This window comes from Streptomyces bottropensis ATCC 25435 (genome assembly GCF_000383595.1).
In the GTDB taxonomy this organism is placed as follows: Bacteria; Actinomycetota; Actinomycetes; order Streptomycetales; family Streptomycetaceae; genus Streptomyces; species Streptomyces bottropensis.
Genome location: NZ_KB911581.1, coordinates 5,199,504 through 5,213,889, shown reverse-complemented (window position 1 = coordinate 5,213,889; position 14,386 = coordinate 5,199,504). Strand labels below are relative to the sequence as shown.

Annotated in this window: 9 protein-coding genes and 5 pseudogenes; 7 read left to right on the top strand and 7 right to left on the bottom strand. The window is 69.1% G+C overall.

The features are described from left to right. Positions 1 to 191: 191 nt before the first annotated feature. The gene (locus tag STRBO_RS0123165) at positions 192 to 890 is read right to left on the bottom strand and encodes a class I SAM-dependent methyltransferase (RefSeq protein ID WP_005476157.1); all 699 of its coding nucleotides are present in this window, start codon (positions 888 to 890) and stop codon (positions 192 to 194) included. A 125-nt stretch (positions 891 to 1,015) separates the two neighbouring features. Beyond that, a pseudogene (locus tag STRBO_RS44790) lies at positions 1,016 to 1,417 on the bottom strand (helix-turn-helix domain-containing protein); the annotation flags it as partial. Between the two features lie 239 nt (positions 1,418 to 1,656). Between STRBO_RS44790 and STRBO_RS0123160 the strand changes: the two are divergent. Both STRBO_RS0123160 and STRBO_RS0123155 read left to right on the top strand, forming a co-directional pair. After that, positions 1,657 to 1,818: pseudogene (locus tag STRBO_RS0123160) on the top strand (SCO4848 family membrane protein); the annotation flags it as partial. Between the two features lie 16 nt (positions 1,819 to 1,834). Beyond that, entirely contained in the window at positions 1,835 to 3,190 is a 1,356-nt protein-coding gene (locus STRBO_RS0123155) for a metallophosphoesterase (protein WP_020114845.1), read from the top strand. Between the two features lie 271 nt (positions 3,191 to 3,461). Here STRBO_RS0123155 and STRBO_RS46005 read toward each other — a convergent pair. The 3 genes and pseudogenes from STRBO_RS46005 to STRBO_RS40385 form a co-directional block, all read right to left on the bottom strand. Beyond that, a pseudogene (locus tag STRBO_RS46005) lies at positions 3,462 to 3,599 on the bottom strand (IS630 family transposase); the annotation flags it as partial. A 91-nt stretch (positions 3,600 to 3,690) separates the two neighbouring features. Beyond that, a complete protein-coding gene (locus STRBO_RS0123150) occupies positions 3,691 to 4,380 on the bottom strand; it encodes a response regulator (RefSeq protein WP_005476154.1) in 690 nt (229 codons plus the stop codon). Continuing rightward, a complete protein-coding gene (locus STRBO_RS40385) occupies positions 4,377 to 5,777 on the bottom strand; it encodes a glycosyltransferase 87 family protein (RefSeq protein ID WP_158690941.1) in 1,401 nt (466 codons plus the stop codon). Before STRBO_RS40385 ends, STRBO_RS0123150 begins: the two co-directional genes overlap by 4 nt. A gap of 1,183 nt (positions 5,778 to 6,960) precedes the next feature. Here STRBO_RS40385 and dacB point away from each other — a divergent pair. After that, positions 6,961 to 8,239, top strand: a pseudogene (gene dacB, locus STRBO_RS0123140) (D-alanyl-D-alanine carboxypeptidase/D-alanyl-D-alanine endopeptidase). Here dacB and STRBO_RS40380 read toward each other — a convergent pair. Further along, positions 8,163 to 8,437 (bottom strand): annotated as a pseudogene (locus STRBO_RS40380) (hypothetical protein); the annotation flags it as partial. The pseudogenes dacB and STRBO_RS40380 overlap by 77 nt on opposite strands. 144 nt (positions 8,438 to 8,581) lie before the next feature. Between STRBO_RS40380 and STRBO_RS0123130 the strand changes: the two are divergent. The 4 genes from STRBO_RS0123130 (at position 8,582) to STRBO_RS0123110 (ending at position 12,989) form a co-directional block, all read left to right on the top strand. Further along, positions 8,582 to 9,478, top strand: coding sequence for an SGNH/GDSL hydrolase family protein (locus STRBO_RS0123130; protein WP_237547635.1), 897 nt, complete (start codon positions 8,582 to 8,584; stop codon positions 9,476 to 9,478). A gap of 765 nt (positions 9,479 to 10,243) precedes the next feature. After that, a complete protein-coding gene (locus STRBO_RS0123125; RefSeq protein ID WP_005476147.1) occupies positions 10,244 to 10,717 on the top strand; it encodes a hypothetical protein in 474 nt (157 codons plus the stop codon). A gap of 269 nt (positions 10,718 to 10,986) precedes the next feature. Next, complete coding sequence (locus STRBO_RS0123120) at positions 10,987 to 12,198, top strand: ROK family transcriptional regulator (protein ID WP_005476145.1); 1,212 nt, start codon at positions 10,987 to 10,989, stop codon at positions 12,196 to 12,198. Positions 12,199 to 12,518: 320 nt separating this feature from the next. After that, positions 12,519 to 12,989 (top strand): hypothetical protein, encoded by a 471-nt coding sequence (locus STRBO_RS0123110; protein ID WP_005476144.1) that lies wholly within the window; start codon positions 12,519 to 12,521, stop codon positions 12,987 to 12,989. Between the two features lie 801 nt (positions 12,990 to 13,790). Here the strand turns inward: STRBO_RS0123110 and STRBO_RS0123100 are convergent. Next, complete coding sequence (locus STRBO_RS0123100) at positions 13,791 to 14,300, bottom strand: anthrone oxygenase family protein (RefSeq protein ID WP_202499914.1); 510 nt, start codon at positions 14,298 to 14,300, stop codon at positions 13,791 to 13,793. Positions 14,301 to 14,386 lie beyond the last annotated feature (86 nt).

Genomic DNA, 14,386 nt, shown 5'->3' with positions numbered 1-14,386 from the left:
GAGCAGAAACCTTGGCGTCGGCACCGGCCCAGGTACTCCCTCCGGGTGCTCGACGCTGCCGAGGGCGGTGATCATCTCGCCGCGTCCGAGCGCCACGTCCCAGGGGCTGGAGGCTTCGCCGCACAGGCCGTGCGACCACTGGCCGAGCTGGGCCCGCAGTGTGCTGCGGCGGCCGCGCGCACCCGACGACGTCAGCGCAGGGCGAAGAAGATCATGGGATTGTCCCTGCTGTCACGCAGAGGGTGGCCCACGGCGAGGGTGCGTTTCACGTCGTTCAGACGCTCGTGAATCTGGGGTGCGCGGGCCAGGGAGGCCGTGAAGCAGGCGTTCTCCCGGTCGGCGAGCCAGCGCAGGACGACCGCGCCCTCGGTGAACGGCAGCGGCCTGCTGCCGTGGAAGACGTCGTGGACGCACACCGGTATGCCCGGCCGCATGCGCGGGAACACCTCGCCGATGTACCAGCGGGCGAAACTCGCAGAGTGCGCCGCGTCGATGAAGAGGAAGTCCGCGGTGTCCGGGATCTTCTCCAGGTTCTCCCGCGCGTCCCCCTGCGTGAACGTCCACCGCCCGGTCGACAGTCGCTCGGGGACGTTGCGGACGACGTGGTCCACGATGTCGTACGAGTACAGATGCCCGGTGTCGTTGTCCTGAAGAGCCTGGAGGATCCAGGTGGTGGACCAGCCGTGGAAGGTGCCGATCTCCACCACCGTCTCCGGCCGTGTGTCACGCAGCAGAAGATAGGTGATCTCCGCCTCGATGTCGTCGAGTTGGGCCTTCAGCGAGGTCGGCGGGCCGAGCAGCTTCCGCTGCTTCTCCCGGACCCGGTCCAGGTCGTGGGCGTAGGTGCGGTACAGGTGAATGATGTGGTCGATGTCGATGGTCTGGTACATGCGCGCTCCGTGCGAAACCGGTTCTGGTTGGTCAGTGCGCGGTGACGGTAGGGCGCGTGGACGGGACGGCACGTCACACCCAGGTGCCAACTTCGGGGTGTACACCCGGGCGCGAGGCATGCCCAGGAGTGGTACGGCTCGTCGGCCGCGACGCGGTCGGTGGAGATGAGGGCGCCGTCCACGACCACGAAGTCGTCCTCGCCCCGACCGGCCAGGCCATCCCGCAGGCCTGGTGCCCAGGCTGCGAGAACGCTGATGGTCTCGTCCACGTACCGCCAGGCCGTTGCTTCCGAGACGCCGAAGCCGGCGCCGAGCTGGGCCCGGGTCGCGTTCCTGCGCAGGTGGACCAGGGCGAGCAGAGCCTGCTGGAAACAGCCCAACTTCCTCCGCCGGGCGCCCTGTTCACGCCTTCGCGTGTAAATGAGCCGGGAAACGTGCTCAACCAGTTCGTGCGATACATCGAGCGTGGAAGGATACGAAACCAACGAAGCCCCCCCGGCCGTCGGCGTGTTGACTGAGATCGCCACACCAACGACGAGGGGCTTCGTCACATCACACCACCCTGAGCAGCCTCGTTCACCCCGGGAAGACAGGATGAAAGAGGTTCACCGGCAGCCAAGTTCGCTGTGGTTCTGCCGCAGCGTGGCTGACTTCTCGACCTGGATGAGGTCTCCCATCCGTAGCTGGAGCCGGCCGGGTCGCACCCCGGTGCGAGGACACTGCCGGCGGCGGCGATACTGAGCGCATGAAGCTCAGCCGCCCCTTGAACCTGTGGCAGGACGGCAGCGGGCTCGCGTTCGACGACGCGGGCGATCCGACGGCGTACTTCTGGGTGCGTCTGACGCTCACCGTCGTCTCCTTTGCTCTGGGGACGGCCATCGGGGTCATAGGGGTGCGCGGAGTGCGCGCACTTCGCCGGACCGTGTGATCGGGAGTACAACGTGATGATCATTGTCTTCGCCCTTGTCGCCCTGCTGGTGCTGGGCGCCATCGGGGCTCTGCACTGGTACGCCTGGCGTCGCCTGGTGCGCGACACGACACGCGGGCCGGGCCTCGCCAGACGCGTGGGCACGGCGGTGCTCATCGCCGGGCCGGTGTTGATGGTCGCCGGTTTCGCGGCCGAGCTCGCCAGCGCCCCCTTCTGGCTGCAGCAGACCCTGACCTGGCCGGGCTTCATGTGGCTCGCCCTCTCGCTGTACCTGCTGCTGGCCCTGCTGGCGGGGGAGCTCGTACGGCCACTCGTACGCCGCCTGGTGGCGCGGCGCGCCGCCCCTGCTCCCGCGGAGCGGCCGGTGCCGGTGGTGCGCGAGCTCGAACCGGAGACGGTCCCGGCGGGCGCACAGTCCGCGGAGTCCGCCGAGCCCGCCGAGCCCACGACCGCTCCGGCCGCGGCCACCGAGCCGGCTTCCGCCGAGCCCGGACAGCCGGCTCCGCCCGCGGCGACGGAGCCCCCCTCCTCGCCCGCACCGGCCGACCCCACCCGCCGCCTCTTCGTCTCCCGTGTCGTCGGCGGCGCAGTCGCCGCCGCCGCTGTAGGGACCGTCGGCTACGGCACCTACGGCGTCGTACGCGGGCCAAAAATCAAGCGGGTCACCGTGCCGCTGGCGAAGCTCCCGCGCGCGGCCCACGGTTTCCGGATCGCGGTGGTCAGCGACATCCACCTCTCGCCGCTGCTGGGCCGGGGCTTCGCGCAGAAGGTCGTCGACACGATCAACTCGACGCAGCCCGACCTGATCGCGGTGGTCGGCGACCTGGTCGACGGCGACGTGGACGACCTCGGTCCGGCGGCGGCGCCGCTCGCCGGACTGAAGGCGCGCCACGGCAGCTACTTCGTCACCGGCAACCACGAGTACATCTCCGGAGCCGAGCAGTGGGTCGAGGAGGTACGGCGGCTGGGCCTGACCCCGCTGGAGAACGACCGCCGCGAGCTGCCGTATTTCGACCTTGCCGGTGTGAACGACCTCGACGGTGAGGACGAGGGCCAGGGCCCTGACTACGCCAAGGCGCTCGGGGACCGGGACACCTCGCGGACCGTGGTGCTCATGGCCCACCAGCCCGTCCAGATCCACGAAGCCGTCGACTACGGCGTCGACCTCCAGCTCTCCGGCCACACCCACGGCGGCCAGCTGTGGCCGATGACGTACGTCGCCGACGCAACCAACCCCACTCTCGCGGGCCTGGAGCGCTACGGCGACACCCAGCTCTACGTCAGCCGTGGCGCGGGCGCGTGGGGACCACCGGTGCGGGTCGGGGCACCGTCGGACATCACGGTGGTGGAGCTGGCGTCGAAGCAGGCATGAGGTCCGTCAGATTTCGCTGACGTATCGTCAAGAAGCCCTGAGCGAGAGTGAGTAGTGTCCTCGCGAGTTCTTCATCAACTACGGGCTCGCAAAGGATCAACACGCTGGGTTGTTCTCTGTCGGTGCTTCGGTTTTCCTGGCCAGGAAGGCGAGGGAGGGGGCGGGGCTCCTTGCATGGTCCTGGTCATCGTTCCTCGGTCCACGGCGAACAGTTCGCCGAGGGCGGCTTGGGTGCAGAGTTCGCGCAGGTAGAGGACGGTGGCCATGACGCGGTCGGCGTCGGTGAGCTTGGCACGGGGCCCGCGCCCGGGACCCGGCCGCGCTCCGTCCCACGCCGACGCCGGCGCTCCACCGACCCCACACTCACCCGCAGGTCCTTCGCGATCACCGCGGTCTTCTCACCCGCCGCACACTGCACGCTTGAAGAGCCGAACCTCCGGAATCGGTGGAGGGCTCCGGACTGCACCGAGTTGGGTGGAGCTGTGCTGTGCGCCGTCCGGTCAGAACTGCCCGTCGGATCTGACGAGCCCCGACTCGTAAGCCGCGATGACCAGTTGGGCTCGGTCCCGGGCGCACAGTTTTGCCAGGACGCGGGTCATGTGCGACTTGATGGTCTGTTCCGTCACGACAAGTGACTCGGCGATCTCGGTGTTCGACAGGCCCCGCGCGACCAGTCGCAGGACCTCCGTCTCCCGCGGAGTGAGACCGTTGATCCGCAGTCGGGCGTCCGGGCGTCGGCTGGGGCGGCGTCGGGTGACCTCCTCGATGAGACGGCGGGTGACGGAAGGGGCGAGCTGTGCGTGACCGGCGGCGATCACCCGGATCGCCTGGCGGAGTTCGGCGACCGGGGCGTCCTTGAGGAGGAATCCGCTGACTCCGGCGTCCAGCGCTTCGTAGACGTAGTCGTCGAGGTCGAAGGTGGTGAGCATGAGCACCTTCGGACGGTGCACCACTCCCGGCGGCGGAGCGAGCAGCTGCCGGGCGGCCTCAAGCCCGTTCATCCCGGGCATCCGTATGTCCATCAGCACCACGTCGGGGTGCGTGCTGCGGGACACCTCGATGCCTCGCTTGCCGTCAGGTGCCTCCCCCACCACGTCTATGTCACTCTCCGCGGACAGCAGCGCGGCGAAGCCCGAGCGCACCAAGTCCTGGTCGTCGACGATGACGACGCGAACCACGCCGGTCCTCATACTCGACCGCCCCTGTCCAGCTCGCGGGGCAGAGGAACGGCCATGGCGCGGAAAGGGTCCGCTACGGACCGGTTTGTTCCTCGATTGCCGCTGATCGCTGCGGCCCTGTGGTCCGCGGACATTCCTGGCCCGCGGCAAGGAATTGTGCTGCGATCAGCGCAGCAGCAGCCAGCGCGGCAACTACGGCAAGGTGCCTGTTCGCACGTGCAGCGCCCGTCCGCGCACACGGCCACGCCTCGCGCTCCGTCGACTGGGACATCGTCGGTTCTCTCCTTTTGTCCGGTTGCTTCTGCGGCTCGGCCGGGGCCTGCGACGCGTGCCCCCCGCCCTTGGCGGAACCATGCGACGAACACCAGGGGGTAGACGAGGTAGCCGAAGCGGGTGGCGGGCATCAGGCACATGGCCAGGCCGAGGCCGAGCGCCAGCCGGTCGGCGGCAGCTGTGACAGTGCGCGGAGGTCGCACCTGCAGTGAGACTGCCAGGGCGACGGCGCTCGCCACCAGCGCCCCGACGGCGATGCCCCGCCCTCCCGGCACGTAGGTAGCGAGCAGGTATCCGGGCAGCGGGCTGGTCGCCGGGGAGCCGGTACCAGCCGCGCCGAGCGGAAAGAGCAGCACGTGCTCGACGAATGCGCGCGGGTCCACGAGCATGGAGGGCACCACTGCGACGGCGGACACGAGCAGGGCCGTACCGGCGGCCCGCAGCGCTGCCCGGCGACCTGACGTTGCCATGATCAAGGCCAGACCCACTGCGAGCAGCGGCCAAGCGGTCCACTTCAGCGCCGCTGCGGCCCCCATGGCCGCCCCGGCCGCCGCCCCCGATCCGGCCCGGCCGGCGAGCGCCAGCCCCAGGCACATCAGTCCGATCACCGGCAGATCGACACCGCCCACCACAAGGGGCAGAGCCACGGCCGGGAACCCCGCGAGCAGCAGCGCGGCGCTGCCCGACGGCGTCGGGCCGAGGCCCTCCCGCGGGTGTTTCTCGGGAACGTCCCTCACGTACCGGGCGGCCAAGGCCATGGCCGTGAGGAAGACCGCAGCGAACCAGAGCCGGGCATCGGCGAGCGGGATGTCGCCCAACAACGCCCGTGGCAAGCCGAAGACTGCCATCCCGGGCAGATATGGATTGAAGTCGTCCACGTCGGCGGGATTCGAGGCGTAGGGTGTGCCGTTGCTCAGCAGCAGGTCGGCGGAGCGTTCTACGACGCCGACTTCGGACTGGGCTGTCCTCAGCAGCATCAGCAGCGCCAGCGGCACGAGTACCGTTCCCGCCACTGCGGCCATGGCGCTGCCCCGGCCCCACGCGTTCGGCGCCCGACGGGCCAGCACCGCCGCACTGGTGTATCCGGCCGCGGCGCAGACACCCCACACCCGGTGTGTGGCAAGCGTCGTGACCACCCCCAGCAGGAGCGCGAAGCCCGCACATGCCTGCCAGTACAGGCTTTCCCAAGTCCCTCCCGAGCACCGCAACCACAGGGCGCTCCTCGGTACGTCGGCACGCGGCATCGCGTCTGAGACCGGATACGCAACGGCGACAACTTCGGTCTCCGCCGCCGTATTTACTGGATCTGGGAGCGCGGGGTTCAACCGCTGTGGCATGACGACTCCAGTGGTGGCGGGGGAAGGGAAGACTCAGGGAGGGCGTGCCGTCGAACGTCAGGCAGATGCACGGCCGCCGTCCTCCGCGCCGCGCACCTCGCAGGCGCTGGATGACGGGCGGTCGGTCGGGCCGTCCTGAGGCCCGGCTGTCGTGACGGTGTCCACCACCACGGTCCTTTCCTGGGGTCGAATGGCTGCCGGGGATCCGGCTGCTCTCTCGTGCTCGTACGGATGGCCAGACCACCGACCGCTCGCAGGAGCGAGGCGGTGACCGCATGGCCCTCAAGGGCTCGTATGCGGTCGCCTCAGCTCGCAGTGCGGGGCGTTCGCTCGCGGTGGTAGCCGCCCGCCGGTCCGGCCCTGGCCGGGGCCGAACCTTCCGCACGCCCGACGGACTCGCCTGGGACCATCTGCTCCGCGTCGCGAAGGCGCCCTGCTCACGTCCACCGCAAGGGCGATCCGCCCGTGTGCGGAGGTATGCGGGCTCCTGCTGGGCAACAGAGTCGCCGCGGGGGCCGACGCGATGCCATCGGTGGTTCTACGGACCGGGTACGGATCCCCTGACGTACCGCTCCCGCGGATTGAGACAGCCCGTCTTTCTGGGCCGGCAGCCGCGTCGCCGAGCGGGGACGACAACGAGTGAGGACCTGGGGCGTCAGCGCCCGGCCGAGCCGCCGGGCCACGAGGGGATCCGTACCCGGTCCGTAAAACCCCCGATGGCGCCGCACAGACCCCTGCGGCGACTGTGTTGCCCAGCAAGATCAAGAACCCAACGAGAAGATCCGAGCAAAGCGGTCCCGTCCGCTGGCAGGGACATGGCGGAATCAGGTTCTGATACCGGCATCTCACCAGGAGAACTGTGATACCCCTCGTAACATCGAAACGCCGCGCAGGACTGCTTGTGAGCGCGCCCGACCCGGCCCCGGACAGCCACCCGGTACGAGAATTCGGTGTGGGCGCCCGCCGCGCCCTGACACTGGCCATGGCCGTGTCCGTCGCGTCGGCGGCGCTCGTCGGCCCGTCGGCCTTCGCCGCCGACGGGAACACCATCGCGACACCCCCTCACGAGCGCGGTGGTACGGCCAGAGCCGTCCGAACCACGGACACTGACGAAGGCCTCGACTCCGCCGACCGGGCGATCGCCGCGAACCTCGACACCCGCGTCATCGACGAGCGCCTGGGCGCCAACGTCAGCGGCGTGGTGCTGGACGCCGAGGCTGATGCCGGCATCCAACACCAAGCTCGCCACCGCGACCGCAGCCCTGACGGTGCTCGGCCCGGACCACCAGTTCGAGACGCGGGTTGTCTACGGCCACGGCACCCTCACCCTCGTCGTCGGCGGCGGCGACCGGACCCTGACCAGCGCGGACCTCGCCGCGATGGCCAAGGACGCGGCGGTCAGGCTGAAGGCCGCGGGCACCAGGGTGAAGGTCGCCGTGGACGACAGCCTCTTGCCCGAACCGACCCTGGCGCGCGGCTGGAAGGCCGATTACCTCCCCGGCGACATCGCTCCGGTCCGCGCCCTCGTCGTCGACGGACACGCCGTCAACGACACCTCCGTCGACGCCGGACAGGCCTTCGCCGAGCAACTCGCCACCTACGGCATCACCGTGGACGCCGAGATCACACGCCGGACGGCGAAGATCACCGACGTACTGGTGACCCGCCACATGTCCGCCAAGCCGTCGGACATCGTCCACCACATGCTCAAGCCCAGCGACAGCAACACCGCCGAGACCCTGCTGCGGATGACCGCGCTGCGCGCCGGGCAGCCCGCCACGTTCGAGGGCGGCACGGCGGTCGTACGCGATGTGCTGAGCCGGCAGTACGGGGTGTCGCTGGAGAACTTCGAGATGTACGACGGGAGCGGCCTCTCCCGTGACACCCGCATCCCGGCCCGGACTCTGGCGGAGATCCTCGACCTGTTGACGGAGAAGCGCTACGAGCACCAGCTGATCTCGATCCGTGAAGGCCTCCCGGTCTCGGGGGAGACTGGCAGCACGCTCGGCACGGAGTTCGGCCGCTTCGACGACGCGAACTCGAAGTGCGCCGTGGGCAAGGTGCACGCGAAGACCGGCACCCTCACCGGCGCCATCGCACTGAGCGGCCTGACCCAGGGCAAGGACGGCCGGTGGAAGGTCTTCTCCTTCGTGGAGAACGGCTCCACGGCCAGCAACAGCGCCATCAGGGACGCGATGGACGGCCTCGCCGCGACCGTGAACGGCTGCTGGGCCGGTGGCCCCCGGTCCGTGGGCCGGTGACCTCCGCGCCCAGTTCGGTCATCAGCCTCGCAGTTCGGGGTCGGCCGTGACGACCAGGCGGGTGCGGTAGGGCGAATCCGCCACGAGGCCCACGATCCCGTCGTCACCGCTGCCCGGCGCCTCGTCCACCCGGACGCCGGGGACGGATTCCACTCCTCGGGCGCCGTCCTCCACCAGGACGATCTCCAGCCGAGCACGATGCCGACAGGCCGGCCAGGTCCGGCCTTCCGCCAGACAGAATGCATCTGGCCTCGTCGCCGACGTATCAGGTCGGCGACGAGGCCGATGGTCCGCTTCAACATGACCGCGCAACCCACCCCCACACAGAAGTCGGAGACCAGCATGACCAGCCTGACGACGAAGAACAGAACCCCGATACTGACGTCGATTGCCGCGAGTGCCGTGATGGTATTCGGCGGACTGACGGCGATGGCGAGCGCTCCCGCCCAGGCCGCGGGAGAGATGCAGTACGTGGCTCTCGGAGATTCGTACGCCTCCGGGGTCGGCGCGGGTTCCTACAAGACCACCAGCGGTAAGTGCAAGCGCAGCAGGCTCAACTACCCGGCCCTGTGGCAGGCCGCACACTCGAAGTACGCGCTCAAGGACGTCTCCTGCAGCGGCGCGACCATCGCGGACGTGCGCAAGAAGCAGTTGTCCGCCGTGAACGGCGGCACCGACATCGTCACCATCACGGTGGGCGGCAATGATGCCCAGTTCAGCACCGTGGTTCTGGACTGCCTTGCGAACACGGACAGCCACTGCAAGAAGTCCACGTCGTCGATGTCGTCCTACGCCACGAAGCAGATGGTGACCGACCTCGCCGGTTTGTACAAGGACATCAAGACCCGGGCGCCGCGGGCCAAGATCATCGTACTCGGCTACCCGCAGGGGCTCTCCTCGACAGGGAAGTGCCCGGTGACTGATTTCAGCGCCGCCAAGCGCACCTATCTGAACGGTTTCGCCGACGCGCTGGCCGAGGGCACCAAAGCCGCGGCAGAGCGGCAGTCGGTCACGTTCGTCGACATGCGCGACACGTTTGAGGACCACGGGGCGTGCGGCTCCAACCCGTGGATCCATGACCTGAACAACCTGTCCGAGGCCTTCCACCCGAACCGGGCGGGTTACCGGGGTTACACCAACCAGCTCAACAAGGCTTGGGGAACCAGCTCAACAAAGCCTGGGGCTGACTCGTCGGCCGCACCTTCGGCCACCCGAGGCGGTCACCTGCCTCAGGGCTGATGCGTTCTCAGCCGGCGAGATGAACTGACCGCCTGCGTACGCGCCACCGTGGGTGGCTCGCCCGGTTCGGCAACGAGAGACGCGGCCCCTGATGATCAAGGTTGTCGAAGCCTTCGATCACGAACAGGGGTCGCGTTCTCGCGTGCCGTCCTCCCTGATCGGTGTCCTGCAGCGCCACTGCGAGGACATCGACTCGGCCTGCCCGGATCCGGAACCGTCGCAACTCATACACGTCCGTCCATCCCGGCGATGAAAAGGTGCGGCAGTGGACCAGCTACGGCTGGGGATACTATGCCGGTCTCCCGGAACGACTCGCCGGGCGTTCCCTGTGTTATCACGGCAGACCGCGGGGTGGTTTGTCGCCTCCTGCACTCCGCAACGCCGGGACGCAGTCAGTGCTGCCTGCGGCCGGACTCCTATCGCCAGCACCCGCTCATGGGACTCCCTGCGCCTCCTTCTGGGCCGGCAGGCGAGTCGGCGTGTACCACGGAACGAGATGCCGCTCGGCGCCAGGGGAGCCTCCAGGTCAGGGGATCCGTAAGCGGATCCGTAAAACCACCGATGGCATCGCACCGGCCTCTTCGGCGACTCTGTTGCCCAGCAGGAGCCCCCATGTTTCCGCACGAGCGTGCGGAAGGGGCGGGCGGTTGGCCGATCCGCCGACCACCCGTCGCCTCCTAGGCTGCCCGTGCGCAGCGCTACCCCAGCGAACCCGAAGGATCAACGATCGTGCCGTCGAAGAACTCTCGTCGCAAGCTCGCTTCCGTGACCCTCCTCGTAGGCGTCTCCGGCCTGGCCACGGCGGGAGCCGCGTCAGTCTCTTCGCAGACGCAGACGCAGACGCGGACACAGGTGCAGGTGCAGCCGCCCGTCTCACCCACCGGCTTCGTCGACCTGCGTACGAGACCCCTCCCGGCCGACACCAGGCAGCACACATTCACGGTCACCTACCGCAACGACGCCGCCACGGACCGGACGGTAGCCCCACAGCTCCTGGTGGTCTCGCCGGACACGGGCCCGTTCCTGTCCCCCTCGGACATCACTCTGGAGCATCGCCAGACGGACGGCTGCTGGGAAACCGTCAAGGTCGGCACCCAGACCGGCACCCTGTTCACCGACCTCTCGACCGCCCGACGCACCCTGCACCCGGGCCAGACCCTGACCGAGGTCTACCGCCTCACCGTCATCACCCCACATGCCAAGACCACGGTCGCACCCAGAGTGGCCCTCTACGACTGAACCCAGTCCCCGAAGCCCGCTTCTCCTGGCCGACCCCCAGCACGCCGGCCCTATCCCCCATCAGCATCCATGCCCAGCCATGCCTGATCCTTGAGGCGCAGCCCCGCACGGACACCCAGACGCCGGCCCCCGGCCGCCCCACACCCGGCCAGTGCGACGCCGAAGCAGGAGAACCCTGCGCCAACCACGAACGGCACCAAGCCCACGAGGAAGGCGAGCACTGAGCGTTCACTGCGAATCTGGACAATTGAAAGGCAGGTGTCGACCCCATGGCAGTAACCGCCGGTACGCCCGGCACCCCGAGCGTGCTGCGTACCATGAACGACCGTGCCGCCCTGGACCTCCTCCTGGAGCACGGTCCGCTGTCCCGCACACGGATCGGGAAGCTCACCGGCCTTTCGAAGCCGACCGCGTCCCAGCTGCTGGCCCGCCTGGAGGCATCCGGGCTGGTCCTGGCGACCAGTACCAGCGAGGGCCGCCCGGGCCCCAGCGCCCAGTTGTACGAGGTCAACCCAGCCGCCGCGTACGCCGCTGGGCTCGATGTCACCCCCGAGCGGGTCCGGGCCGCCGTCGCCGACGTCACCGGCCGCACGGTGGGTTCGTACGAGTTCCCGACCACGGGCAGACGTCTCGCCCAGCCCGTCGTCCAGCAGGTCACCGCCGCCCTGGACGGCGCGGTGAAGGCGGCGGGACTCGCCCGTGACGACGTCCACCGGCTCGTCATCGGCACCCCCGGCGCCTTCGACCCGAACAACGGCCGGCTGCGCTACGCCTCCCACCCGCCCGGCTGGCACTCTCCCACGCTGCTCGACGATCTCGCCGCCGCCCTGCCGATGCCGGTCGGGTACGAGAACGACGTCAACCTCGTCGCCGTGGCCGAGCAGCGGCTCGGCGCGGCCCGCGGGCACGGCGACTTCGTGCTGCTGTGGAACGAGGGCGGCCTCGGTGCCGCGCTGGTCCTCGGCGGGCGGCTGCACCGCGGCTGGACCGGCGGCGCCGGCGAGGTCGGCTTCCTGCCGGTGCCGGGCACCCCTCTGGTCCGGCAGGTGAGCAAGGCCGGCAGCGGTGGCTACCAAGAGCTGGCCGGTTCGCAGGCGATCCCCAAGCTGGCCCGTGACCTCGGCGTCCAGGACATTCCGTCAGGCCCGTACGCCGAGGTCGCCGCCGCCCTCGTCGCACGGGCCGCGGAGGCGGACGACGGCCCTCACCGGCGACTGCTGGAGACGTACGCGACCCACCTCGCCACCGGTCTCGCCTCCCTCGTCTCCGTCCTCGACCCCGAACTCGTCGTCCTCAGCGGCGCCTCGCTCACCTCGGGCGGGGAACCGCTGCGCGCCCTGGTCCAGGCCGAACTGGAGGAGCTGGCCGCACCACAGCCCCGGCTCGTCGTCGGCGGCGTCCGTGAACACCCCGTGCTGCGCGGCGCGTTGGAGAGTGCGCTCTCGGCCACCCGCGACGAAGTCTTCGACACCTCCCGCTGAGTCATACCCTCAGCCCACCGGCCCCGCAGAGGAAGTCGTCGCGGATGGCGGCCTCGTCACCCGGGGCGAACGTGACCTGCCCAAGCTGTCGGTACCTCACTCCGTCAGGTCTTCAGCGAAGCGGTTGGTGCGCTGAGCCGTCCCTCCCGGTCGGCAGCCCGCCGGCTGGGCAAGACCTGGATCGTTCCCGTGCGGTCCGGCTACCAGGAGCTACTTCCTCATGCGCATGGGTCCCACGTCGGGGGTATCTGCCTCTATGCCCATGCGGGGCTCCGCAAAGTTCTGGACACGCACTACTGGCCTCCCCGTTAGGAAGCACTATGCCGATCAAGACACGCCCGAGCCGTCTCCTTGCCCTGCTGCTCGCCGCTGGAGCCGGGATCGGAATGTTCGCTGCGACGACCGGCTCGACCTCCGCCGCACTGCGGAACTCCGACGGTTCGTCGACCCCGGTCTTTTTCCAGACCGGCTCGGCCAACCTGCTCAGCGGAACGAATAGCGTCAAGCTCGAAGTAGCCGGCGCCAGTTCCTGCAAGGCCGTCAGCGGCAGCACGGTCAACACGGGCATCGCGATCTTGGAGGGTGACGGGATGACGTTCACCTACTTCAGGGACTCTGCGTGCCAGGGGACCGTGATCGACAGAGCTTTCATCACTGCCTCGTACAGCGGCCCCAACCCGAAGAACGGGCAGTTCTCCAAGATCGAAGTTGCCATCGCCCGCAGTACCCTGTTTGCCTGCACCACTGACGGTTGGGTCGACAACGATCCCGCCGCGTGCCGTCAGAGCTGAGACGCCATCCGCTTACCGTTCGGCAGGCTTGATCAGTCGAACAGGGTTCCTGTTCGACTGATCTCTCGTTGGTCGGGGCATAGCGGCAGACACCTCACGATGCCAGCGCGTCAAGCCTCCCGAACAGGGCGCCGGACGGCGAGGTTCCGCAGTCTCGGCGGGCCCGGCTGCGACCACGTGTCCGGCAGACCGACCCGAGGTCGATTCCCGACGCGATGTGGGACGAGCTCTTCGCGGCCATGACCCGCGACCGGGACCGGGCGGCCGTCCTGCTCTATGTCTCCAGCGGGCCCCGGGCCAGCGAGCTGCTCGGCGTCACCCGGGGTGACGTTGACGGGGCCAAGCAACTGATCTACGTGGTGACCAAGGGCACCGACGACCGCGAGGCCGTCCCCGCCAGCCCGCTGGACCCCGCACGACCTACGGCACACTGCCGCGAACCCTGGCGAGCGACCCCAACCTCACCCTCGCCCAGGTCCGCGCGGCCCTGTGGCATTCGGATCTGGCCACAGTTGGGCCGTGGCCGAGCCCGAAGGGTGGGCCCAGTGGGTGGCTCCCGCATGCTGAAAGCCGCCACACCCCATCCCGCTCGGCGAGTCCTTCGAACACCAAGGACGCCGCTACCCACGCACCAACTCCCGCGAGGACCGCCGCCGGGCAAAGATCCTGGCCGAGCCGACCGTCCGGATCATCGACCACGACACTGGTGAACTGATCCACGTGACCATGGCGGAGGAGGCGGCGTGGAGTGCGGTCGCGAGGGAGTCCAACTCTGTCCTCACACACTGGCGTTGGACTCCCTCACCTCATGCGCGCAGCCGCGCTCCGCGCTGAGGTGTTCGGCGAGCTTGAACGACGTGTACGAGGCAACGCCACCGCAAGGGCGAGGACCGCGAAGGCGAGGACCGCGGCCACCGTCCGAACGGCGTGGGCGATCTGCCAGCGGTCCCGTACGTCGGTCCAGTCGGAGGGCGGGGACTGGGCGTTCCAGTGCAGCTGGTCGGAGTTGATGGGCAGGTTGACGATGAGCGTGAGGCCGAGAACGAAGACCAGGAGGGCGAGTGCGGCCACGGTCCACCATCGGGTGTTCGTTCGGTAGGTCTGGTAGGCCAGTACTGCTGTAGCGATCAGCGCCGGCAGGAGTGTGGCGACGGCGAGTTTGTCGAGGGAGTCGAGTTCTACCAGCCGGACCTGGGTGTAGACGGTGCTGTCGAAGCCGCGCAGCGAGAGTTCCAGGACGAGGACTGACGTGAGGAATCCGGCGAACAGACCCGCGCACACGAGGCTAATGAAACGGGCGTACTTCGTCATGATCACGCTCTTTCGTGATGGGTGACCCGGGCGGCGAGGGGGCGGGCGGGACGGCCGAGGCGTCTTCCTGACACTGTTGGTGACCG